A 21,557-nucleotide genomic window follows, 5' to 3' on the forward strand; every position below is an offset into this window, starting at 1 on the left:
CAATGTACGGTGGCCGCGAGGGGGTGTAGTGTGCTGGATCGCCTAATTTTATCAAAAGAGCACGCAGAACTCGAAGCGTTGGCGGTGAAATTGCTCGAGGAGGTTGAAGCCGCCGCGCCGGGCAAGACTTTGTCGGCGCTACGCTGGCGGCTGAACCATGTCCTGATGGTTCACCTCGCGAAGGAAGATAAGGTTCTGTACCCCTATCTTCAGCTTCTCCCAGAAACGCGGGCCTTGGCACTGCGGTTTGAAATCGAGATGGGGGCACTTGCACAGACGTATCTCGCCTATGCATCGAGTTGGCCGATCGAGCGCGTCGAGGCGGATTGGCGCGGGTTCGGTGATGCAACGCGGACCATCATGCGCGCTCTACGCCGCCGGATTCTGCGCGAGGAGCGCGATCTGTATCCCCGGATCACGCTTATCTCTTCGGCCGCGGCTTAAACTGCCACCAGCGCGTCGATTGCACCTTGCAAGATGTAAGCAGCCGCCATCTTGTCGACCAGTTCGGCGCGTTTCGCGCGGCTGGCATCCTGTTCGATCAGCGTGCGCGTGACCGCGACGGTCGACCAGCGTTCGTCCTGCAGGAAGATCGGCAAGCCGAGATCCGCCATGTTGCGCGCGAACGCGCGGCTCGATTGGCTGCGTGGGCTTTCGCTGCCGTCGTTCAGGTTGAGCGGCAGGCCGATGACGATGCCCTTCACCTGCTGCGCCGCGATCAGCTCGGCCAGCGCGAGCTTGTCCTTCTGAAACTTGGTGCGGCGGACCAGCACGGCAGGGGAGGCGAAGCTCCACCCCGCGTCGCAGAGCGCAGTGCCGATCGTCTTGGTGCCAACGTCGAGCCCGATCAGCCGCCCGCCGCCCGGCAGCGCAGCACGGAATTCGGCGCGGTCGGTGGTGATCATTTGCGACCGAACGCCGCCAGACGCCGCGCGGCATCGGCCCGCACGTTCGCCCAGAACAGGCTGTAATCATAGACGTGGTAATTGTTGCCCGGCAGGACATAGCTGCCCACCTCGGGCGGCTCCCCGATCAAAAGCAGCCCGCGTGCGTCGCAGCGTGCGGACACGCGCTTCGGCTCGATCGTCGCGCTGGCGAGGTCCTTGGTGGGGAACAGCGTACCGAGATTGGCGCTGGCGGGCGCAGCGGCATCCGGCGTCCCGGTCAGTGGGTTGGTGCAGACCATCGGCGTGCCGCGGCGCGGTTTGCCGTCCACGCCGTTGCTGGCATCATAGGCATCGATCACCAGCGACGGCTCGGCCGGCTCGGCGAAGCTTTGCCACGATAGCAGGCAGCCTGCTTGATCGGCGGTCTTGCATTCGGCGAGCCCAAGCGCGGGCAGATCGACCGTCCGCGACACTGGCCAGCCGACGACATAGGCCGCGACCACACGCTTCGCGAGCGGGGTTCCGGCGACCTTCTCGCGGAGCAAGCGGATCAGGTGCAGCGCGCCCTGGCTGTGACCGGCCAGGATGATCGGCCGATCGCCCGCTTGTGCCACGAACGCGTCGAATGCCGCCGCGACGTCGCGATAGGCGAGGTCGAGCGCCTTGGCGGCGTTGCCATCGGTGGTGAGGAATGCGCCGAAAGCCGCCTGGCGATAGCGCGGTGCCCAGATTGCACCGACCTCGTTGAACGCACTTGCCTGTGCCCGCAGGAACAGTTCCGCGCGGGCATTCGCCTCCGGGTCGTCGAGCGGCGCATTCCAGTGCGTGCGGGCGAGGAACGAGGTCGGGTGAATGAAGAACACCGCCGCCTTCGGGGCAGCCCCTACCTTGTACCCTGCGGGTGTCCACAGCGCCGGATTGCCCGGCTTGTCGGGCCGCGCGAGCCACATCCTGGCATCGCGATATGCCTCAGCGCGTTGCGCGGGCAGCGTCTCGAACTGCGCGGTGGGCACCGTCGCCAGCGCGAGCAATTCCTTGCCCCAGATGCGATACGCGAACGCCCCCGCGATCGTCAGCACGATCAACACCGCCACGAAATAGATGAATTTGCGCGCCACGAACCTGTCATCTCCCCCGCCGGCCGGCACAAGAGGTGCAGCAGCGGTGTGATTTCCGTGCAGCAGGATCGCGACGCTTGCAATCGGCTTCGCGGGCGCGTTGTTGCCAAGTGAGGGCAGGGGTAACGACCGATGAGCGCAGTGCACGACTTTCAACCCGCGCGGGCCGGCTGGCGGTTACGCCCGCCGCTGCTGGCCCTTGTCGGGGCACTTGCCGCGCTGGCCGTGCAGCAACTGCTCGACCGCGGCCAGTCGGGCACGTTCCCCTATATCGAACCCGCCGCGTGGCGAATCGCGCTGGCGACCGGGATTGGCACAGCCGCGGGCGCACTCGGTTTCGGGATGGAGCGCAGCCGCTGGCCGTGGGCGGCGGTGTTCGCGGCCGTGGCCGGTGCCCTCGCCGGACTGATCTTCTATTGGAATGGCGGCGGATGGCGGGCGTGGAGCGACTGGCACACCGCCAGCCTGTTCCTGGCCATCGCCATCGCCGTGCCGCTGTTTCAGACCGCGCGCGACGAGGGGGCGTGGCGCTTTCCCTATGCCGAAGTCCACGGCCATGCCTGGACCAACGTGGTGCTGTGGGTCGCGTGCTGGCTGTTCGTAGGCGTTGTGTTCGCGCTTGCCTGGCTGCTGGCGGCGCTGTTCGATCTGATCGGCCTGCATTTCCTGCGCGACCTACTGCGGGAGAGCTGGTTCATCGCGCTGCTGTTCGGTGGCGGGTTCGGCGCGGCGCTGGGCTTGCTGCGCGAACGTGATCACGTTGTGCGCTTGCTCCAGCGCGTGGTGACAGCGGTGTTGGCAGTGCTCGCGCCGGTGCTCGGTGTCGGGCTGCTGATTTTCCTCGTCTCCTTGCCCTTCACCGGGCTGAACGCTTTGTGGGACGCCACGCGATCGACCACGCCGATTTTGCTCAGTTGCGTCATTGGCGCGCTGATCCTCGCCAATGCGGTGATCGGCAATGGCGAGGATGAGGAAGCGACGAATCCGGTGCTGCGCTATGGCGCGATGGCGCTGGCGGTCGCGATCTTTCCGCTCGCCGTGGTGGCGGCGAATGCGACAGGACTTCGGGTCAGCCAATATGGCCTGACGCCCGACCGGCTCTGGGCCGTGGTCTTCGTCGCCTTGGCGAGCGCTTACGGCCTCGTGTATCTGCTCGCCGTGGTACGCGGGCGGGGGCGCTGGGCGACGCTGGTCCGGCCGGGCAACATTCGTCTGGCGTTGGGTGTAGTGGTGATCGCTTTGGTGCTCGCAACGCCGCTTCTCAGCTTCAATGCGCTTTCGACTGCGGATCAGGTTGCGCGACTGGAGTCGGGCAAGATCGCGCCCGACAAATTCGATTGGGCGGCGCTCGCGTTCGATTTCGGCGATCCGGGGAAGGCTGCGCTGAGGCGCCTGGCGAGCTCCAAGAACCCTGCGGTGGCAACGCGAGCGAGGGACGTGGCGAAGAAGGAGACCCGCTGGGATGTGGCCGTGATTGATGAGGAGGAACGCGATGCCGACTCGCTGATGAAGCGCTTGCGGGTCTTACCCGCCCAGGTCGCGGTGCCGCGTCCGTTGGTCAAACAACTTACCGGTTGGCAGGGGTGCAGCAACGCCGCGCAAGATCGCTGCACGTTGCTTTACGCGACCGGAGCCACTGAGGCGATCGCGATCGCCCAAACGTGCATCGATAACATCGCGCGCGATCCGGTGGAGAAAGGCGACGCGCGCGGTTCAATCAAAATGCCAGCGTTCGAAGGCTGCGGACCGTCGCGCTATCGGCTTGTCGGTGACCGATGGGAGCGGGTCGTCGAGGAGCAGAACCCCACACTGACCGCAGCACAGCGCGCCGCGCTCAAGGCCGGGGCTGTCTCGGGCAGGGTCGAAATCCGCATGGCGCCAGCGCGTCGCATGTTCATCGGCGGCGTTCCCGTCGGTGACCCGTTCGAATAGGTTGCGCGCGCGGCGCTCGCTCTGCTAGCCGCCCGTCACGCACTCGTGACAAACCAAAGGCCATCATGTCAGTCACCATCGCAACCGTCACCAAGATCGCGAGCCTAGCCCGGATCGCCATCACCGAGGAAGAGGCCGCGCGGATTGCGCCGGAGCTCGAGAACATCATGGGCTGGATCGAACAATTGGGCGAGGTCGATACGACCGACGTCGCGCCGATGATGGCGGTGATCCCCAACCATCTCCGGCTGCGCGACGATGTCGTCAATGCCGATCCGCTGACCGGCGGCAATATCCGCGACGCGGTGCTCGCAAACGCCCCGCAGGGCGAACACGGCTTCTTCACCGTGCCGAAGGTGATCGAATAATGACCGACCTTACTGATCTCGGCGTTGCCGCCATCCGTGACGGCGTACGCGACGGCACGTTTTCCGCGCGCGAAGTGGCCGAGGGCTTCATCGCCAACGTCTCGAACGCCAAGGCGCTGAATGCGTTTCTGGTCGAAACCCCGGATCACGCGCTCGCCGCTGCCGATGCCGCCGATGCCGCGCGCGCGGCGGGCGAGACGTTGAAGCCGCTCGCGGGCGTGCCGATCGGCATGAAGGATTTGTTCTGCACCAAGGGGGTGCCGACCACCGCCGCGAGCTTGATCCTCGAGACGTTTACGCCGCCCTATGAATCGACCGTCTCCGCCAATTTGTGGGCGGCGGGCGCGGGGATGCTCGGCAAGCTGAACATGGATCAGTTCGCGATGGGATCGTCCAACGAGACCTCCGCGTTCGGCAACGTCATCTCGCCGTGGCGGCGCAATGACGGCGGCAACGCGCCGCTTGCGCCCGGCGGCTCCTCGGGGGGAAGCTCCTCGGCAATTGCCGCGCGGCTGTGCCCGGCGGCGACCGGCACCGATACCGGCGGATCGATCCGCCAGCCTGCCGCCTTTACCGGCATCAGCGGGATCAAGCCGACCTATGGCCGCTGCTCGCGCTGGGGCACGATTGCGTTTGCCTCCTCGCTAGACCAGGCCGGTCCGATGGCGCGCGATGTGCGCGATTGCGCGATCATGCTGGAGGCGATGGCCGGGTTCGATGCGAAGGATGCGACTTCGCTCGATCTCGCCGTGCCGCAGTGGGAAGCGGGATTGTCGGGCAATCTCAAGGGTAAACGCGTCGGTATTCCCAAGGAATATCGGGTCGACGCCATGCCGCCCGAGATCGAGGCATTGTGGCAGCAAGGGATCGACTGGCTGAAAGACGCTGGCGCCGAGATCGTCGAGGTTTCGCTCCCACACACCAAATATGCGCTGCCGGCCTATTACATCATTGCTCCTGCGGAAGCGTCGTCCAACCTCGCGCGGTATGATGGCGTGCGCTACGGCTTACGCAACTTGCCCGAGGGAGCGGGCTTGCAGGACATGTATGCGGCAACGCGTGCCGCCGGTTTCGGCGACGAAGTGAAACGCCGGATCATGATCGGGACATATGTCCTATCCGCAGGGTTTTACGACGCATACTTCACACAGGCTTCGAAGGTCCGCACGCTGATCGCGCGGGATTTCGAACAGGCTTGGGCAAAGTGCGACGTGCTGTTGACGCCGACCGCGCCATCGGCCGCCTTCGCACTCGGTGAGAAGTCGGCCGATCCGATCGCGATGTATTTGAACGACGTGTTCACCGTGCCGTCGTCGCTTGCCGGGCTCCCGGCGATGAGCGTGCCGGGCGGGCTGGACGGGCAGGGATTGCCGCTCGGCCTGCAGATCATCGGCAAGGCGCTGGACGAGCAGAGCGTGCTGAACGCGGGGCTGGCGCTGGAGGAACGCGCGGGCTTTACGGCGCGGGCGGAGGCTTGGTGGTAGCTTTTTTCGAACCAAGGTGTTACTGCGGGTAACACCGGAGAATGGCAATGAACGCGCATTCGTCTAATGATTTTATCGACATGAACATGACCAGCAAGGGGCAGGTGCTCATTCCGAAGGCTTTGCGCGACAGCGTCGGTCTCGTACCGAATGGGCCGGTCCGTGTTGGCAAGAATGATGCGGGGCAGATTGTCGTCCTGCCGCCCGAGCGCCAGGAAACCCCGGACGAGCGTTTGGCGCGGATAAGGGCGAACATCGAATCTGTTGCCGGGACGCTCGACACCGGGTTCGCGACGACTGACGACTATATGGATTTCATCAGGCCTTATCGTCACGAGCCGCTGTGACCTTTGTCGATACCAACATCATCATCGATATCTTGACGCGCGATTCGTGTTGGTTCGACTGGTCGGTGACCAAGCTGTCACAGGCGGCAACGGATGGCGGCGCGATGACGAGTGTCGTGGTGGCGGCTGAACTGGCGCGCGACTATGAGTCCCCTGAGAACTTGACCGCGAAACTCAACGCAATGTCGGTCGAGGTGCTGCCGTTGCAACTCGACGCTGCTTTCCGCGCGGGAAATTCGTTCGGCGCGTATCGGGCGGCGGGCAACCGAGAGGAGCGTCGCGTGCTTCCGGACTTTTTTATCGGCGCGCACGCCCTTTCGTTAGCGGTTCCATTGCTCACGCGAGACCCTCGTCTGTACAAAACCTATTTCCCCGACCTGACCCTCATCACCCCCGAGACGCATCCATGACCGAAGCCCCCACCTACACCATCCGCGGCGAAACCGGCGATTGGGAGGTCGTGGTCGGCCTCGAAGTCCATGCGCAGGTCACCTCCAACGCCAAACTGTTCTCGGGGGCCGCCACCACATTTGGGGCGGAGCCGAACACGCAAGTGTCGCTGATCGACGCCGCGATGCCGGGGATGTTGCCGGTGCCGAACCGCGAGTGCATCCGTCAGGCGGTGCGCACCGGGATGGCGATCGACGCGCAGATCAACCGCTGGTCGCGCTTCGACCGCAAGAATTACTTCTACGCCGATCTGCCGCAGGGCTATCAGATCAGCCAGCTCTATCACCCGATCGTGGGGGAAGGGCATGTCGATATCAGCATCGACGACAAGAACCCCGATGCGCACGGAAAACGGATCGGCGTCGAGCGCATCCATGTCGAGCAGGATGCGGGCAAGCTGATGCACGATCAGCATCCGACGCGCTCTTATGTCGATCTCAACCGCTGTGGCGTGGCGCTGATGGAAATCGTCAGCAAGCCCGATCTGACATCCCCCGCCGAGGCAGGCGCGTATCTGGCGAAGCTGCGGTCGATCCTGCGCTATGTCGGGTCGTGCGACGGCAATATGGACCAGGGTTCGATGCGCGCCGACGTCAATGTCAGCGTGCGCAAGGCAGGCGATCCGCTCGGCACGCGGACCGAAACCAAAAACGTCAATTCTGTCCGCTTCGTGATGGCGGTGGTCGAGCAGGAGGCCAAGCGGCAGGTCGAAGTGATCGAAAGCGGTGGCCGGATCGTCCAGGAAACGCGGCTCTACGACCCCGACCGCAACGAGACCCGGTCGATGCGGTCGAAGGAAGATGCGCATGATTACCGCTACTTCCCCGACCCCGATCTGCTGCCGCTCGAACTCGATGAAGCGTTTCTGGAGGAATGCCGCGCCTCGCTGCCGGAACTGCCCGATGCCAAGCGCGCGCGCTACGAAGCGCTCGGTATCACACCGTATGCCGCTGCCGTCATGACGGCCGAGGTCGAGGCGGCGCGGTGGTTCGATGCGCTGCTTGAGGCCGGCGCGGCGCCGGTCGCCGCCGCCAATTGGACGACGTCCGAACTGTTCGGCGCACTCAACCGCACCGGGCGGGACATCGAGAACTCGCCCGTCAGCCCGGCTCAGGCTGCCGAATTGCTCGGCCTGGTTGTGGATGGCACGCTGTCGAACACGCTTGCCAAGCAAGTGTTCGAAATCATGCTCGAGACCGGGCAGGGTGCGGCCACGATCGTCGAGGAAAAGGGCCTCAAGCAGACCAGCGACACCGGCGAAATCGAACGCGTCATTGCCGATGTGATGGCCGCGAACGCGGACAAGGTCGCCGATTATCGCGGCGGCAAGGACAAGCTCTTCGGTTTCTTCGTCGGGCAGACGATGAAGGCGATGGGGGGGAAGGCCAATCCTGGCGTGGTGAATGATGTGCTGAAGAAGGCGCTTGGGTGACCGCGCTAAGTTGACTGTTTTTTAAGGGCCTTGCCACGTCGGGATGGCCTGCTTAAGGTTCATCGAGAGGCAGCGCGGGGGCGATGTCGCGTCCGGGGGGCACCAAAAATGCGTGGAATCATTTCGTCGGTCTGTTTCGGATTGGCCTTGGTTCTAAGAGCCTGATTCATAATTATCCGATGTAATTTCATGATCTTGCGATTCGACGAGCGAAGAGTTGTATCGAGGCGATGAACAGCCATGCGGTGGCCGAAGCGATGGTTTGTTCGAAGTCCTTGGCGAGGCGGCGGTTTCGGCTGAGCCATGCCAGCGTGCGCTCGACGACCCAGCGGCGCGGGAGGACGACGAAGCCCTTGGCGGTATCGGAACGCTTGACGATCTCGACGGTCCATTTGCCGAGACGGCGCAGGGCGTCCCTGAGCTTCTCACCTGCATAACCGCCATCGGCAAAGACATGACGCAGCCAAGGGAAGCGTCTGATGATCTCGGCCAGCACCAGCGGTGCGCCGTCGCGATCCTGGATGTCGGCGGTGTGGATCACGGCGTGGACCAGATTGCCCTGGGTATCGGTGAGGATATGGCGCTTGCGGCCCTTGACCTTCTTGCCCGCGTCATAACCCCGAGGGCCGCCGCTCTCCGTGGTTTTGACACTCTGGCTGTCGATCACGCCGGCGCTGGGCGAAGCCTCGCGGCCAACCGCTTCGCGTGCCATCAGCAGCAGCGTATGATTGAGCGACAACCAAAGCTTGTTGTCGCGCCACAGATAGAACCAGCGCCGCACCGTCGAAACCGGCGGAAAGCACGGCGGCAACATCCGCCACGGCAAGCCGCCGCGCAGCAGATAGAGGATCGCCTCGACAATCCTGCGCAGTGGCCATTTGCGCGGACGCCCCACATGCGAGGGCGGCGGCAGAAGCGGCTCCAGCACCGCCCATTCTCCATCGGTCAAATCGCTTGGCAAAGCCAGTTCTGCACGGGCATATTGTACCCGAGTGGTGTCGGTCCACATCGTTGATCTCCGGTAGTTTTTCGCAAAACCCCTGAATCAACGATTGGGTAGGCCGTCAAGCTAACCCGCTGACACCACTCAACTTAGTTTCGGATCAGGCTCTAAGCGTAACATCGGCGCACGCTCAGGAAAAATCGGGCATCAAGCCTGGGTTCTCGCTCAAGGCGGGAAGTGCAAAAATCCTGCTGGTCCGTCCGACGATCAAAGTGGGCGCTCAATCGACTGGCGGATCTTTCGAACCCAATGCCGATTGGACCGCGCAAGCGAAAGATAACCTCGGTGTCGCACTCGCGGCTGCGCAGACCAAATTGGGCAACGAAGTGATCGTCGCTGAGGAGCCGGTTGGCCAGTCTGCTCAGGTAATGGCGGACTATCGTGCTCTATTCGCCGTACTGGCGCAGTCGGTCATCACCTATCAGTTTTTTCCGGGTAATCGTTTGCCCACGAAGAAGCGTAAAGGCGCGTTCGAATGGACCCTGGGTCCGGGCGTAGCCGAGATTGCGGGAGGGAGCGGCGCCGATTACGCGCTTTTTCTGACGAACGACGATGAATACGGATCAACTGGGCGGAAGATGCTGCAAGTCTTTGCGGCGATGGGCGGCGTTTCGGTAATTTCCGGGAATCACAAGGGGTTCGCAGGTCTGGTTGATCTTCGCACTGGCGATCTGGTTTGGCTGAACGCTGATCTTCAAATGGGGGGCGACGTACGAACGCCCGAAGGCGCGCAGAAGCGGGTTAGCCAATTGCTTGAGGACTTTCCCGGAAGCACGGCTCCGCAACCGGCGGCGAAGTAATGCGCGCGGCCAGTGCGTCGTTCGCCGCCGCGTGTCTAGTTGGCGCCGCTGCGACCTGTGCCCATGCCGAACCGATCCCTACGCTTCCACCGTACACGGCGGCCTATCAGCCCCAGGGCGTCGACGAGCGTGGCTTGTGGATGGAATTCGATGAGTTCGAGCGCACTCTGCGGGATTCGAAAGCCGTCATAAATGACCCGGCTCTCATGGCGTACCTTCGCGGTGTCGTTTGCCGCACGGTGGGATCGAGTCGCTGCGAAACCGTTCGAATTTACGTAGTGCGCGATGCCAGCTTCAATGCTTCGATGGCGCCAAACGGAATGATGGTTATCCACAGCGGGCTATTGTTGCGATCCCGCAACGAAGCGGAACTTGCCGCTGTCCTCGGGCATGAATTTGCCCATTTCGAACTGCGGCACTCATTGGCCCAGTTCAAACGGCGTCGTACGGCGGGTGACATTGTCGCTTGGGTGGGCGTCGCGGCGGTCGGCGCTTATGCCTATGGCGGCGCCAATACCTACTCGGTTATCCGTAATGCACAGTCCGTGCAAACGGCGGTGATCGGCGGCTTATATGCCAACGGTCGCGAGCAGGAGCGCCAAGCGGACCTTCTTTCAATGGCGTATCTGAAGGCGTCGCCTTACGAACCGCACTGTTTCGCGGACCTCTGGAATCGCCAGATGAACGAAGCCGACGCAACCGCACGTGGCCGAAAACAGCGAAGTACGCGCTACGATCGTGTCGCTTTTTTTGCCACTCACCCGACATCGCTCGACCGGGCGACGTACCTTCGAGCGATCGCAAGCGAGACAGGCAAGGCAGGCGACGAGGGTCAGGTCAGCTTTATGACGGCCATGACCGCGTGGCGGCCCGAATTTCTGGATGACCAGCTAAAACTGAACGACTTCGAAGGCACGGACTTCCTCCTTGGCGAACTGGCTGGGGCGCAATGGACGCCTGACCTGCTGTACGCGAGGGGAGAACTCTATCGCGGTCGCGGTAACCCGCGCGATCTTGTTTCCGCGATCGGATTTTATCGCGAGGCGCTTTCGGGGAATGCGACGTTCGCTGAGGCCTATCGGGGCATCGGACTTGCCCAAATGCGCAATCATGACCCCGCGGGCGTCGATGCGCTCAAGCGCTATCTGTCGCTAAAGCCCGACGCGTCCGACCGAGCGATGATTTCCATGTTGGTTCAATGAAAGTGCGACCGATGAAACCGAAGTTTTCCAATGCGCCTTTAATGATCGCACTTGCGTTTTCCACCCCCGCCTTCGCAAGCAATACCTTGGTGACTTCCGGGACTGGGGTCGCTGTCGCAAAATCGCCGCTTACCGTGGTTCCCGATCGTGAATGGAACAAAATGGGTGCCCGCCCAGGGCGGCGGTCGGAGACGTGGACTATTGACGGCGATGGTCTGAATGATCTCACCTTTTATGGCGGCATTGAGAGCAATTCGACGCTCTTCCGCGAGGTAAGCAAGCGACTCAAGCCGCTGCCACGATATTCTTCGACGATGCTGCTAACGGATATTCCTGCGTTGTTTGAAAACAGCTACAGTATTGCGCTAGACACCCAATTGATGAAGATTGATCAGGTCGAACCCACAACTTTTCTTGGTCAAAAGGGTGTTCGGTTTATGTATTCGTTTTCGCTCAAAGGCGAGGACGTTCGCCGTAAAGGCGAAGCGTCGGGTGCCATAATCAGCGGCAAGCTGTACCTTATATCCTTCGAGGCACCGGAACTTTTCTATTTCGACCGAGATGTGGCGGGATACCGGAATATTGTCGCTGCAGCTAAGCTCGGGCTGCCGCAAAGCTGAGGCAGCGACAAAGGCCAGCGGTAAACCGATCGGCTACTGCGCATCCCCCTCCTGGTTCTTCACCACGCCGCCGGTCCCGCCAACGCCGTCCGCCATGCCGGGGGATGCGAAAACATCGGGCTCGTCGCCACCTTCACCGCGTTCGACCGCATCCTTGCGGGCTTCGACCGCCTGTTCGATGTCGCTGCGATCGTCGTGATCAGCCTCGGGCAGGCTGTCGGGATGGGGATCGGGGTCGCTCACGCGAAATCGCCCGTCATGCCGGTGTCCATCGGCTGGCTCGGGTCACCCTGTGGCGTGGGGTCTGGAAAATCGACGTCGGGGGTCGGGCTCGGCAATTCGGTGGGGACGGGATCGGGCTGGCCCGGCTCGCTCGGGATCGGGGGCAATTCGGTCGGGGGGGTGGTTGCCATGTCGTCTCTCCTCTGCTGCATCAAACGCACGGTAGCACGCGCGGTTGCAAGCGATATCGCCACCTTGCGTAAGTCCGCTTGCCCCGCCGCGCATCGCTGGTATAGACGCCCCCCACACCGACGGTGTCCGATGCGGGCGTGGCGGAACTGGTAGACGCAGCAGGTTTAGGTCCTGCCATCGCAAGATGTGGGGGTTCGAGTCCCTTCGCCCGCACCAGTCTCTCGCGCTATCCGCGCTGGAGACTGCACTAAATATTCCCGAATAAGGCGTGAGATCTGAAATGCAGACTGTCGAAACGTTGAACGAAGGCCTGAAGCGCGCCTACACCCTGAAGATCAGCGCGAAGGATATCGATTCGCGCGTTGATGCCGAACTGAAGCGGGTTGCGCCGACGATCAAGATGCCTGGCTTCCGCCCGGGCAAGGTGCCCGCCAACCTCGTGCGCAAGATGCACGGAGAGGCGTTGATGCAGGACGCACTCAACACCTCGATCCAGGAGGGCATTCAGAGCCTGATCGCAGAGCGGAAGCTGCGCCCCGCGCTGCAGCCCTCGGTCAGCCTTGATGATGGCTATGAACTCGGCAAGGATGCCGACGTGAAGGTCGAGCTGGAAGTGCTCCCCGACGTTCCTGCCCCGGCGATCGACGGTTTGAAGCTGGAACGGCTGAGCGTTGCGGCCGATGATGCCGCCGTCAACGAGCAGCTCAAGAAGTTCGCCGACCAGCAGAAGCGCTGGGACGATGCCAAGGCGACGTACAAGGCGAAGATCGGCGATCTGGTCGTGATGGATTTCGTCGGCAAGGTCGGCGATGTCGCGTTCGATGGCGGCACCGGCAGCGACATGTCGGTCGAGCTCGGCACGGGTCGCTTGATCCCCGGTTTCGAGGATCAGGTTGTTGGCGTGAAGACCGGTGAAGAGCGCCAGATCAACGTCACCTTCCCGGAGGACTATCAGGCCAAGGAACTCGCCGGCAAGCCCGCGACCTTCGACCTGAAGATCACTGCGGTGAAGACCGCGGGCGAAACCAAGATCGACGACGAACTCGCGACGTCGCTGGGCCTCGAAAGCCTCGAGCAGCTCACCGGCCTGCTGAAGGGTCAGATCGAGCAGGAGCTCAACGGCCTCACGCGCACCCACATGAAGCGCAAGCTGCTTGACCAGCTCGCTGAGGGGCATGATTTTGAAGTGCCGCCGTCGATGGTCGAGGCCGAATTCGACCAGATCTGGCAGCAGCTTCAGCACGAAGCGACGCATGAGGAAGATCCCGCCGCCGCACTCGCCGAAATGGAAGCCGAGCGCGACGATTATCGCAAGATCGCCGAGCGCCGCGTGCGCCTGGGGCTTCTGCTGAGCGAGATCGGCCAATCCAACGGCGTCGAAGTCACCAGCCAGGAAATGAACCGCCTGATCGCGCAGGCTGCGCAGCAGTACGGCCCGGAAGATCGTCAGCGCTTCATGCAGTACATTCAGCAGGAGCCAATGGCGGCAGCGCAGCTCCGCGCCCCGCTGTATGAGGACAAGGTCGTCGACTGGCTCTTCGCCAAGGCCGACATCAGCGACCGCGAAGTGACGCGCGAAGAGCTGGAAGCCGCGATCGAGAGCGAAGAAGGCTTCTCGACCGGCACGCACAGCCACGATCACGAAAACCACAAGCCCAAGGCGAAGAAGGCAGCGGCCAAGCCCGCTGCCAAGAAGGCTGCAAAGGCTTCGGCCGACGACGCGCACGAGATGGAAGCGGCTGACATCGAGCCGGCCGCACCCGGTGATGAGCTGGTCGAGGCTGAGCCCGTGAAGAAGGCTGCGACCAAAAAGGCTCCGGCTAAGGCAAAGACCGAAGCAGAACCGACCGAGGAAGCTGCTGCCGAGGCACCCGCCAAGAAGCCTGCTGCCAAGAAGGCGGCGGCGAAGAAGGCCGAATAAGCGTCCAGCCCCGCCGCCCCGCCCAATGGCGAGGGCGGCCGGGTGGTCGACCGGTCAGGCGAAGACGGTACTCAGATCGTCTTGCCCCAACGCGCTTTGACCGCGCGCAATGCCTAGAACGACTGCGATCGCGGTAGCGGCGAGTGCCGTGCTAACCACAGCGTTGGCATATAACATGGGTATGGCCGCTTCCGCGCTTTCTGCCGCAATTCGCGACGCGTAGCCGACGCCTGCGTCGAGCAGCCAACAGGCCCACCGGGCGGCGAGCAACGGATGATCTTGGTTGTGCGGCCAACTCCGGCGGCTGGCGTTCCACAATTCCCGCATGCCCTGATACGGCTTGAAGCAGTTCGCCAACGGGACAGCGAACCACCAGATGCGTGCCCCTGGTGTAAAATCCAGGTCTTCCGTCCCAACCACGACCAGATTGCTGCCCGCGACATAGATCCAGCGCCCAAAGGCGATCATCGTTAGAATTCGTATGACGATTAGGCAGGCATCGCCAATCGCGGCGACGGGTGTGACGTGGAGCGTGAACCATTCCGGCACCAGCGTCACCGTCAGCGCTACGAATGGCGCAAAGGCTGCATTAAGCACGACCAGGACCACTAACAGCACCGTGAGGAATCGAAGACTTCGAACAGGCATGTGAAACTCCCCCCGGAATATCCCGCATCCTGTTCGCAGGTGCGCGCCAGCGTCAAATCATAAAACTGTCGAAGCGGTAACCAATTCGTGCTTATGGCGGCAGCATGACACCGCGCATTGCCGTCCTGCTGCCCTGCTATAACGAAAGCGCCGCGATCGCGCAGACGGTCGCGGGGTTCCGCGCCGCGCTGCCGGATGCGACGATCTACGTTTACGACAATAACAGCGCCGACGACACGGTTGCGGTCGCACAGGCGGCGGGGGCGGTGGTGCGCACCGAGCGGATGCAGGGCAAGGGCAATGTCGTGCGCCGCATGTTCGCCGATGTCGATGCCGACATTTATGTGATGGCCGATGGTGACGCGACCTACGATGCCAGCGCGGCGCCTGCACTCGTCGCGCGATTGCTCGAAGAACAACTCGATATGGTTGTCGGCAGCCGCGTGACGCAGGTCAGCGCCGCCTATCGGCGCGGCCATGTGCTCGGCAACCGCGCGATGACCGGGCTGCTCGCGCAATTGTTCGGGCGCAGCTTCACCGATATTTTCTCAGGATACCGGGTCTTTTCGCGGCGCTTCGTGAAGAGTTTTCCGGTGCTGTCATCGGGCTTCGAGATCGAGACCGAAATCAGCGTCCATGCGCTCGAACTCAAGATGCCAGTGGGCGAGATCGAGACGCCCTATTTCGCGCGGCCGGAGGGGTCCGAATCGAAATTGAGCACCTATCGCGATGGCTTTCGCATCGCGCGGACGATCGTGACGCTGTACCGGATCGAGCGGCCCTTGCTGTTCTTCGGGGTGATCGCTGGCGCGTTGCTGGTCGCGGCATTCGCGCTCGCGGTCCCACTGATCGTCACCTATATGAATACCCACCTCGTGCCGCGCTTGCCGACCGCAGTGTTGGTAACGGGGCTAACGATCCTCTCCGCGCTGAACGTCTTTACCGGGCTGATCCTCGACACGGTGGTGCGCGGCCGGCGCGAGGTTCGCCGCCTCGCGTATCTTGGTCACCGCGCGCCGGGCGGCGAAGAGCGGCGCGGCGATACGGCTGGGGCTTGAACTCGCTTCCGCCAGCGCCGATGTAGGGATTCGGCGTTCCCGTCCTTTGGGGCATTTAGGACTTACAGGCTCATTATGCGCAATCCGTTCGACACTGGCGACTTTCTGGCACCCATCAATGACGGTCTCGTGCCCATCGTCATCGAGCAATCCAACCGCGGCGAGCGCAGCTTCGACATCTATTCGCGACTGCTGCGCGAGCGGATCATCTTCGTGACCGGTGGGGTCGAGGACCATATGGCCTCGGTCATCAGCGCGCAGTTGCTCTTCCTGGAATCGGAAAATCCGAAGAAGGACATCTTCATGTACATCAACTCGCCGGGCGGTGTCGTCACGGCGGGCATGGCGATCCATGACACGATGCAATACATTCGTCCGCGCGTCGGCACGGTATGCATGGGGCAGGCCGCATCGATGGGCTCGTTTCTGCTGGCTGCCGGCGAGCCGGGGATGCGCGTTGCGCTGACCAATGCGCGGATCATGATCCATCAGCCCTCGGGCGGTGCGCAGGGCATGGCGTCGGATATCCAGATCCAGGCCAAGGAAATTCAGCGGATCAAGAACCGCATGAACGATCTTTACGCGCAATACACCGGCAAGCCGCTGGACGAGATCGAGCGCGCGATGGACCGCGACACGTTCCTTGAGGCTGCTGAAGCTAAGGCCTTCGGCATCGTCGACGAGGTGTTTGACAAGCGTCCAGCGCTGCCCGACGATTCGAGCACGCCGCCTGCGCTGACCTCGGCCTGAGGCATTTTCGGCATCGGGGCGCAGGGTTACGCTCCGGTGCCGATTTCGAACGGCAATTTTGGTCATTGTCGGATCGCGCGGGGGCGGTCTAGGATAGATGCTCCGCATATGTGCGCCAGCAGGTGGCGCCAAGGATGGTTTGAATGACGAAACTCAGCGGTGGCGACTCGAAGAGCACGCTGTATTGCTCCTTCTGCGGGAAATCGCAGCATGAGGTCCGCAAGCTCATTGCCGGACCGACGGTGTTCATCTGCGATGAATGCGTCGAACTGTGCAACGACATCATCCGCGAGGAGACCAAGTCCGCCTTGGTGTCCAAGAAGGACGGCGGCGTGCCCACGCCGCAGGAAATCTGCGACGTGTTAGATGATTATGTGATCGGCCAGAAGCGCGCCAAGCGCGTGCTATCGGTTGCGGTGCACAATCACTATAAGCGCCTCAATCACGGCCAAAAGGGCGCCGACGTCGAGCTCGCCAAGTCGAACATCCTGCTCGTCGGCCCGACCGGCTGCGGCAAGACGCTCCTCGCGCAGACGCTCGCCCGCATCCTCGACGTGCCGTTCACCATGGCCGATGCGACCACGCTGACCGAAGCCGGCTATGTCGGCGAGGATGTCGAGAACATCATTCTCAAGCTGCTGCAGGCGTCTGATTACAACGTCGAGCGGGCGCAGCGTGGGATCGTCTATATCGACGAAATCGACAAGATCAGTCGCAAGGCCGAGAATCCTTCGATCACGCGCGACGTGTCGGGCGAAGGCGTGCAGCAGGCATTGCTCAAGCTGATGGAAGGCACCACCGCGAGTGTTCCGCCACAGGGTGGCCGCAAGCATCCGCAGCAGGAGTTCCTGCAGGTCGATACGACCAACATCCTGTTTATCTGTGGCGGCGCGTTCAGCGGCCTTGAGAAGATCATCGGCGACCGCCTTCAGGGCAAGTCGATCGGCTTCGGGGCCTATGTCGCATCTCCTGAGGAACGCCGTACTGGCGAGACGCTCAAGGCGGTCGAGCCCGAGGATCTGCTGAAGTTCGGCCTGATCCCCGAATTCGTCGGTCGTCTGCCGGTGATCGCGACGCTCGAGGATCTCGACATCCCCGCGCTGGTCACGATCCTGACCGAGCCGAAGAACGCACTGGTGAAGCAATACCAGAAGCTGTTCGAGATGGAGGACGTCAAGCTCGGCTTCACCGACGACGCGCTCGTGCAGGTCGCGCGCAAGGCGATCGACCGTAAGACCGGTGCACGCGGGTTGCGCTCGATCCTGGAGGGCATCCTGCTCGACACGATGTTCGATCTGCCGGGAATGGACTCGGTCGATGAAGTGATGATCGACAAGGATGTGATCGAAGGCCGCAAGGAACCGATCCGCGTCTATGCCAAGAAGGAAAAGACCGGCACCGGGGCTGCGTGAGCGACGCCGTCCGGGTTGCGGGAACCGCTGACCGCGCCCGGATCGCCGCGCTCCTCGCACGGGCCTTCTCCGATGATCCGGCGATCGCGTACCTGTTTCCCGACGCCGTAAAGCGCGAGAAACGCTTGCCCCGGCTGTTCGCAACGTTGTTCGATGGTGACGCGCTCGGCGGAATGCGGTTGATTACGCCAGCCGGTGAGGCTGCGACTTTGTGGCGGGGGCCGGGCCAGAGCCAGACCGGGCTCCTTGGGCTGCTGCCGCAGGCATGGCCGATCTTGCGCACCTTTGGGTTCGGGCTGGGCCGCGGCTTGGCGGTGTCTCAAGCGATCGACGCGCATCTTCCGCCGACACCGCATTGGTATCTCCACATCGCCGGATGCGACCCGGCGGCGCAGGGCAAGGGCCTTGGCGGTGCGGCGATCCGCTCGGGTCTGGCGCGCATCGCGGGGAGCGGGCTGCCAACTTATCTTGAGACTGCGAACCCGAAGAATCTCGGGTTGTATCAGGCGCTCGGCTTCGCCGTGACCGACACGTGGGAGGTGCCACGCGGTGGCCCGCGCTTTTGGTCGCTGCTTCGCGCCTGACCGTCGCACCGAGAGTGCGAAGGCTGTGATCTTTACGATCTGTTAACCTTTGGCATTTACCAAATCTTAACGCGACCCGCCGCGTATCAGTCCATCCCTGATCAAGGATTTCTCCGCGATGCTGCACGGCTCCATCTTGCTCGCCTCCGTCGCACTGCTGCTGTCCGGCTGCGCGGCCGGGGCGCGGCACCCGGCTTCGAAAGCCTTGGTGCGTGCGGAGCCGGTTGAGCCGGCCGGGTGGGAAGCCGCGATCACGGCGTCGGACCGCGCGCGGCTCGAATCGCTGCCCGACGTGTGGGCGAAGACGCGCGCCAGCGTTCCCGCGCGGGCAAAGGCGCAGCTCGAGCGGGAGGGGGCGCTGGTCGACCCGGCAGCGGCACTCGATCTACCCGCCTTGCCGCCCGGGCCTTATTCGTGCCGTCTGGTCAGGCTTGGCGGCCGCGCCGGATTTGCCACCTTCAAGCCCGATCTTTGTACGGTCGATGGGTCGGCACGCAGCCTGTCGCTGACCAAGCAAAGCGGATCGATCCTGCCGGGCGGGTGGCTGTTCGCCGATACCGACCGTCGCCAAATTTTCCTGGGCACGTTCCGCCGCGCGCGGATGAAGAGCGCGCCCGCGTATAGCGTCAATCCCGCGCAGGATGTCGTCGGCGTAGTCGAGCGGGTCGCGCCATTCCGCTGGCGCCTGGTGTTGACCCGCGCCGGTGGCGGGGCGGCAGTCGATATCTATGAGCTGGTGCCGATGACCCCGCGCGTGCCGGGGTCATAGAATTCCGCGCACGAGCCACTTCACCCGCGCGACAGGAGTAGGATTACTGAACTCATACTGATGGGTCAGTTCGCCGACTTCGTCGTTCGTGCCTGCGCATCACGCCAGGCTTGAAACGCTTCCATCGCAGCCGATCGCCGTAGCAGTCTTGCATCGGGATCTATTATGACGTGCGCGCCTTTCGGAATCGGCAGCGATCCGGTTCCCCCGGTCATCGGCACGCGCACGGTTCGGCCGCCGACCTGCACTTCTACGGGCATCGGGAATACGCGCCCTCCGGGCGCATCCCAGCGTAATGACAGGCGTCGCGGAGTGCGGGTCTCGATCAAGTCAGGCAGTGCCGCTTGCCGCAGATAGACGTCGAAGAACCAGCCATAATCCTTGCCGGTTACACGACGGACGATCCGCTCATACTCTTCGCTGGACGTATATCGCGGCACGAAATTCCCCGGCCGCGGATCGCTGCGGCCATAGACCGCCAGCCGCGTCACGCCCTTGAACGCACGGTCGCCGATCAGGCCGCGCAGCGTGTGGAGCATCCACGAGCCCTTGTAGTAAATGTCTTGCCCCGGCCCGCCCTTGGCGAGATCGTACACCTCATCCTCGCTGCGGAGCTTCCCTGAGATGACGGGGCGGAGGTTGGCGATGCTCTTGCGTTGATCAGCCAGCATCGTCGCGTAGCGTGCGTTCCCCTCGCGCCAGCGCCCGTAGAGCGGCTGCATGTAGCTGGCATAGCCCTCGTGCAGCCAATAATCGTCCCAATTGGCGACGGTCATCTGGTTGCCGAAATATTCGTGGGCGAATTCGTGGTGGAACAGCCAGTCGAACCCCTCGGGCGCCTTGGCATAGCCATTGCCGTACGCGTTGATCGTCTGATGCTCCATGCCCTTGTGCGGCGTCTCCACCACGCCGAGCTTCTCGTCGGCAAAGGGGTAGGGGCCGATCTCGCCCTCGAAGAAATCAAGCGTCGGTGCGAATTCGTCGAACAGCGCGCGCGCCTTGTCCGCTTCCCCGGGAAGATACCAATAGAACAGCGGAATCGTGTTGCCGTAGCGGCTCTTGTAGCTGCCCGAAATCTCCTCATACGGGCCAACCGTCAGCGCGATGCCATAGGTGTTGGGCCGCTTCACCCGCCAGTTCCAGGTTGTGCGTCCGTCGGGCAGCGGATCGACGCCCAGCAGGATGCCGTTGGACGGGGCCTTCAACCCCTTGGGCACAGTGATGTGCAGCGTGACCACGCCCGGCTCGCCCGTGGGAAAATCGAGGCACGGCCAGAACAGGTCGCAGCCCGATGCCTCCGCGGTCGTCGCGAACCACGGTTCGCCCGACGGTGTCTTCGCCCAGACCATACCGTCGTCCCACGGCGCCTTTACCGCGACATGCGGTTGCCCGCCGTAGCGGATTTGTGCGGTGACCGTGCCGCCCGTTGCGATCGAGCGCGGCAGGGTGATCGACAGCTTGCCCTCGGGGTTGCGCCACGCTGAAGCGGGCAGCGCCGCGCCGTCGATCGCGATCGCATCGACCGGCAGATTGGGATCGAGATCGACCACCAGACGCTCCAGTGGCGCTTTCGCGGTGAAGGACAGCGTGGCGACGCCGCGCAATGTTTCGGTGTCCGGCAGCACGTCGAACGCCAGATCGGCCGCGTCGAAGCGGAGGCGCGCCTGATCGGGGTCGATCGGCCCGCCGGATTTCTGCGTCTGCGCCGAAAGCGGCGGTTTGCCTTTCTCGGGCAAGCTGGCCGCGGTCAGTGCGACACAGGCGAGCGCAGCAGCGATCGGGTAGCGGCTCATGCCGGGTCCAGTTCCGCGGAGAAGTCGGTGATCGTCAGCCGCGACACCAGCCGTCCGTCCTGAACGAGGGTCATGCCGCGCGGAAAGCGCACGCCGCCCGAGGAGACCGTGCCTGTAAATCCGAGCCGTTGTCGCACCGCCATGCCGTCCCGATCGGGCGATGCGATGCGATACTCGGCGGCGGCAATCCGCCCGTCGCGCGCCAGTGTGAGCACGATCGGCGGGTAGCCGTCGCGGCTGGCGTTGAGCCGCGTACCGCTCGCCGCGCTGACAAAGGCGGGGGCCAGCAGGAGGTAGGCATATGTTCCTGCTTGCTGCCGCTGGAAACGCGCCTGTTCGGGCGACAGCGCGGTCTGCGCGCCGGCGTGGACGACAAACCCGCCGTCGCGTTCGATCATCACCGTACGCCGCGTGCTGCGCCCGTCGCTTGGCACCCAACTCTCAAACCGGGCGCGAGCGAACGGCTCGATTCGCGCCTCCACGGCGAGATCGACCGGTACCCCCTCAAGCAGCATTCGCATCGTGCCGGTCCAGGAGATCGCCCGCACGCGCCGTAACTTAGCCT

24 protein-coding genes and 1 tRNA gene are annotated in these 21,557 nt (G+C 63.2%); 17 read left to right on the forward strand and 8 right to left on the reverse strand.

Going from position 1 to position 21,557, the window contains the following annotated elements; translation table 11 throughout:
- Positions 1–30: 30 nt before the first annotated feature.
- Positions 31–444, forward strand: coding sequence for a hemerythrin domain-containing protein (locus HMP06_RS04150; protein WP_232089858.1), 414 nt, complete (start codon positions 31–33; stop codon positions 442–444).
- Here HMP06_RS04150 and ruvX read toward each other — a convergent pair.
- Both ruvX and HMP06_RS04160 read right to left on the reverse strand, forming a co-directional pair.
- A complete protein-coding gene (ruvX, locus tag HMP06_RS04155) occupies positions 441–905 on the reverse strand; it encodes a Holliday junction resolvase RuvX (protein ID WP_176495967.1) in 465 nt (154 codons plus the stop codon). The two genes, HMP06_RS04150 and ruvX, sit on opposite strands and share 4 nt — an antisense overlap.
- On the reverse strand, positions 902–2,005 hold the full coding sequence (locus tag HMP06_RS04160) for a DUF3089 domain-containing protein (RefSeq protein WP_176495968.1): 1,104 nt from the start codon (positions 2,003–2,005) through the stop codon (positions 902–904). The genes ruvX and HMP06_RS04160 overlap by 4 nt, the downstream gene beginning before the upstream one ends.
- Before the next feature lie 132 nt (positions 2,006–2,137).
- Here HMP06_RS04160 and HMP06_RS04165 point away from each other — a divergent pair, with 132 nt between their 5' ends.
- The 6 genes from HMP06_RS04165 to gatB all read left to right on the forward strand — a co-directional run bounded on the left by HMP06_RS04165 (position 2,138) and on the right by gatB (position 8,018).
- On the forward strand, positions 2,138–3,937 hold the full coding sequence (locus HMP06_RS04165; RefSeq protein ID WP_176495969.1) for a DUF4153 domain-containing protein: 1,800 nt from the start codon (positions 2,138–2,140) through the stop codon (positions 3,935–3,937).
- A 65-nt stretch (positions 3,938–4,002) separates the two neighbouring features.
- A complete protein-coding gene (gene gatC, locus HMP06_RS04170; protein ID WP_176495970.1) occupies positions 4,003–4,305 on the forward strand; it encodes an Asp-tRNA(Asn)/Glu-tRNA(Gln) amidotransferase subunit GatC in 303 nt (100 codons plus the stop codon).
- Complete coding sequence (gene gatA, locus HMP06_RS04175; RefSeq protein ID WP_176495971.1) at positions 4,305–5,789, forward strand: Asp-tRNA(Asn)/Glu-tRNA(Gln) amidotransferase subunit GatA; 1,485 nt, start codon at positions 4,305–4,307, stop codon at positions 5,787–5,789. Before gatC ends, gatA begins: the two co-directional genes overlap by 1 nt.
- Positions 5,790–5,836: 47 nt before the next feature.
- Positions 5,837–6,136 (forward strand): AbrB/MazE/SpoVT family DNA-binding domain-containing protein, encoded by a 300-nt coding sequence (locus HMP06_RS04180; protein WP_232089859.1) that lies wholly within the window; start codon positions 5,837–5,839, stop codon positions 6,134–6,136.
- A complete protein-coding gene (locus HMP06_RS04185; protein WP_176495972.1) occupies positions 6,133–6,546 on the forward strand; it encodes a type II toxin-antitoxin system VapC family toxin in 414 nt (137 codons plus the stop codon). The genes HMP06_RS04180 and HMP06_RS04185 overlap by 4 nt, the downstream gene beginning before the upstream one ends.
- Complete coding sequence (gatB, locus tag HMP06_RS04190) at positions 6,543–8,018, forward strand: Asp-tRNA(Asn)/Glu-tRNA(Gln) amidotransferase subunit GatB (RefSeq protein WP_176495973.1); 1,476 nt, start codon at positions 6,543–6,545, stop codon at positions 8,016–8,018. Before HMP06_RS04185 ends, gatB begins: the two co-directional genes overlap by 4 nt.
- A gap of 187 nt (positions 8,019–8,205) precedes the next feature.
- On the opposite strand, the gene HMP06_RS04195 is transcribed toward gatB, so the two are convergent.
- Positions 8,206–9,027: an IS5 family transposase gene (locus tag HMP06_RS04195; RefSeq protein ID WP_176495974.1), complete on the reverse strand. Its 822-nt coding sequence runs from the start codon at positions 9,025–9,027 to the stop codon at positions 8,206–8,208.
- 206 nt (positions 9,028–9,233) lie between these two features.
- Here HMP06_RS04195 and HMP06_RS04200 point away from each other — a divergent pair, with 206 nt between their 5' ends.
- The 3 genes from HMP06_RS04200 to HMP06_RS04210 are packed head-to-tail and all read left to right on the forward strand — an operon-like array spanning position 9,234 to position 11,643.
- Complete coding sequence (locus HMP06_RS04200) at positions 9,234–9,821, forward strand: hypothetical protein (RefSeq protein WP_443026496.1); 588 nt, start codon at positions 9,234–9,236, stop codon at positions 9,819–9,821.
- Entirely contained in the window at positions 9,821–11,023 is a 1,203-nt protein-coding gene (locus HMP06_RS04205; RefSeq protein WP_176495975.1) for a M48 family metallopeptidase, read from the forward strand. Before HMP06_RS04200 ends, HMP06_RS04205 begins: the two co-directional genes overlap by 1 nt.
- Positions 11,024–11,034: 11 nt before the next feature.
- Positions 11,035–11,643, forward strand: coding sequence for a hypothetical protein (locus tag HMP06_RS04210; protein WP_176495976.1), 609 nt, complete (start codon positions 11,035–11,037; stop codon positions 11,641–11,643).
- Between the two features lie 33 nt (positions 11,644–11,676).
- Here HMP06_RS04210 and HMP06_RS04215 read toward each other — a convergent pair whose 3' ends face one another.
- Both HMP06_RS04215 and HMP06_RS04220 read right to left on the reverse strand, forming a co-directional pair.
- The gene (locus HMP06_RS04215; RefSeq protein WP_176495977.1) at positions 11,677–11,886 is read right to left on the reverse strand and encodes a hypothetical protein; all 210 of its coding nucleotides are present in this window, start codon (positions 11,884–11,886) and stop codon (positions 11,677–11,679) included.
- On the reverse strand, positions 11,883–12,056 hold the full coding sequence (locus HMP06_RS04220) for a hypothetical protein (RefSeq protein WP_176495978.1): 174 nt from the start codon (positions 12,054–12,056) through the stop codon (positions 11,883–11,885). The genes HMP06_RS04215 and HMP06_RS04220 overlap by 4 nt, the downstream gene beginning before the upstream one ends.
- A 132-nt stretch (positions 12,057–12,188) precedes the next feature.
- On the opposite strand from HMP06_RS04220, the gene HMP06_RS04225 reads away from it, so the two are divergent.
- Both HMP06_RS04225 and tig read left to right on the forward strand, forming a co-directional pair.
- Positions 12,189–12,273, forward strand: a tRNA-Leu gene (locus HMP06_RS04225).
- Positions 12,274–12,337: 64 nt separating this feature from the next.
- A complete protein-coding gene (gene tig / locus HMP06_RS04230) occupies positions 12,338–13,978 on the forward strand; it encodes a trigger factor (RefSeq protein ID WP_176495979.1) in 1,641 nt (546 codons plus the stop codon).
- Positions 13,979–14,032: 54 nt separating this feature from the next.
- Here tig and HMP06_RS04235 read toward each other — a convergent pair whose 3' ends face one another.
- A complete protein-coding gene (locus tag HMP06_RS04235) occupies positions 14,033–14,626 on the reverse strand; it encodes a DUF4328 domain-containing protein (RefSeq protein ID WP_176495980.1) in 594 nt (197 codons plus the stop codon).
- 104 nt (positions 14,627–14,730) lie between these two features.
- Between HMP06_RS04235 and HMP06_RS04240 the strand changes: the two genes are divergently transcribed.
- The 5 genes from HMP06_RS04240 to HMP06_RS04260 all read left to right on the forward strand — a co-directional run bounded on the left by HMP06_RS04240 (position 14,731) and on the right by HMP06_RS04260 (position 19,199).
- Entirely contained in the window at positions 14,731–15,684 is a 954-nt protein-coding gene (locus tag HMP06_RS04240; protein ID WP_176495981.1) for a glycosyltransferase family 2 protein, read from the forward strand.
- Between the two features lie 75 nt (positions 15,685–15,759).
- Positions 15,760–16,434 (forward strand): ATP-dependent Clp protease proteolytic subunit, encoded by a 675-nt coding sequence (locus HMP06_RS04245; RefSeq protein WP_176495982.1) that lies wholly within the window; start codon positions 15,760–15,762, stop codon positions 16,432–16,434.
- 143 nt (positions 16,435–16,577) lie between these two features.
- Positions 16,578–17,846, forward strand: a complete 1,269-nt coding sequence (gene clpX, locus HMP06_RS04250; RefSeq protein ID WP_176495983.1) for an ATP-dependent Clp protease ATP-binding subunit ClpX — start codon at positions 16,578–16,580, stop codon at positions 17,844–17,846.
- Entirely contained in the window at positions 17,843–18,430 is a 588-nt protein-coding gene (locus HMP06_RS04255; RefSeq protein ID WP_176495984.1) for a GNAT family N-acetyltransferase, read from the forward strand. The genes clpX and HMP06_RS04255 overlap by 4 nt, the downstream gene beginning before the upstream one ends.
- A 118-nt stretch (positions 18,431–18,548) precedes the next feature.
- Complete coding sequence (locus HMP06_RS04260; RefSeq protein ID WP_176495985.1) at positions 18,549–19,199, forward strand: DUF4893 domain-containing protein; 651 nt, start codon at positions 18,549–18,551, stop codon at positions 19,197–19,199.
- A 65-nt stretch (positions 19,200–19,264) separates the two neighbouring features.
- Here HMP06_RS04260 and HMP06_RS04265 read toward each other — a convergent pair whose 3' ends face one another.
- Both HMP06_RS04265 and HMP06_RS04270 read right to left on the reverse strand, forming a co-directional pair.
- Positions 19,265–20,992, reverse strand: a complete 1,728-nt coding sequence (locus tag HMP06_RS04265; RefSeq protein ID WP_176495986.1) for a M1 family metallopeptidase — start codon at positions 20,990–20,992, stop codon at positions 19,265–19,267.
- Entirely contained in the window at positions 20,989–21,540 is a 552-nt protein-coding gene (locus HMP06_RS04270; RefSeq protein WP_232089860.1) for a hypothetical protein, read from the reverse strand. Before HMP06_RS04270 ends, HMP06_RS04265 begins: the two co-directional genes overlap by 4 nt.
- Between the last annotated feature and the right edge of the window lie 17 nt (positions 21,541–21,557).

Source organism: Sphingomonas sp. HMP6, from assembly GCF_013374095.1.
GTDB lineage: Bacteria > Pseudomonadota > Alphaproteobacteria > Sphingomonadales > Sphingomonadaceae > Sphingomonas.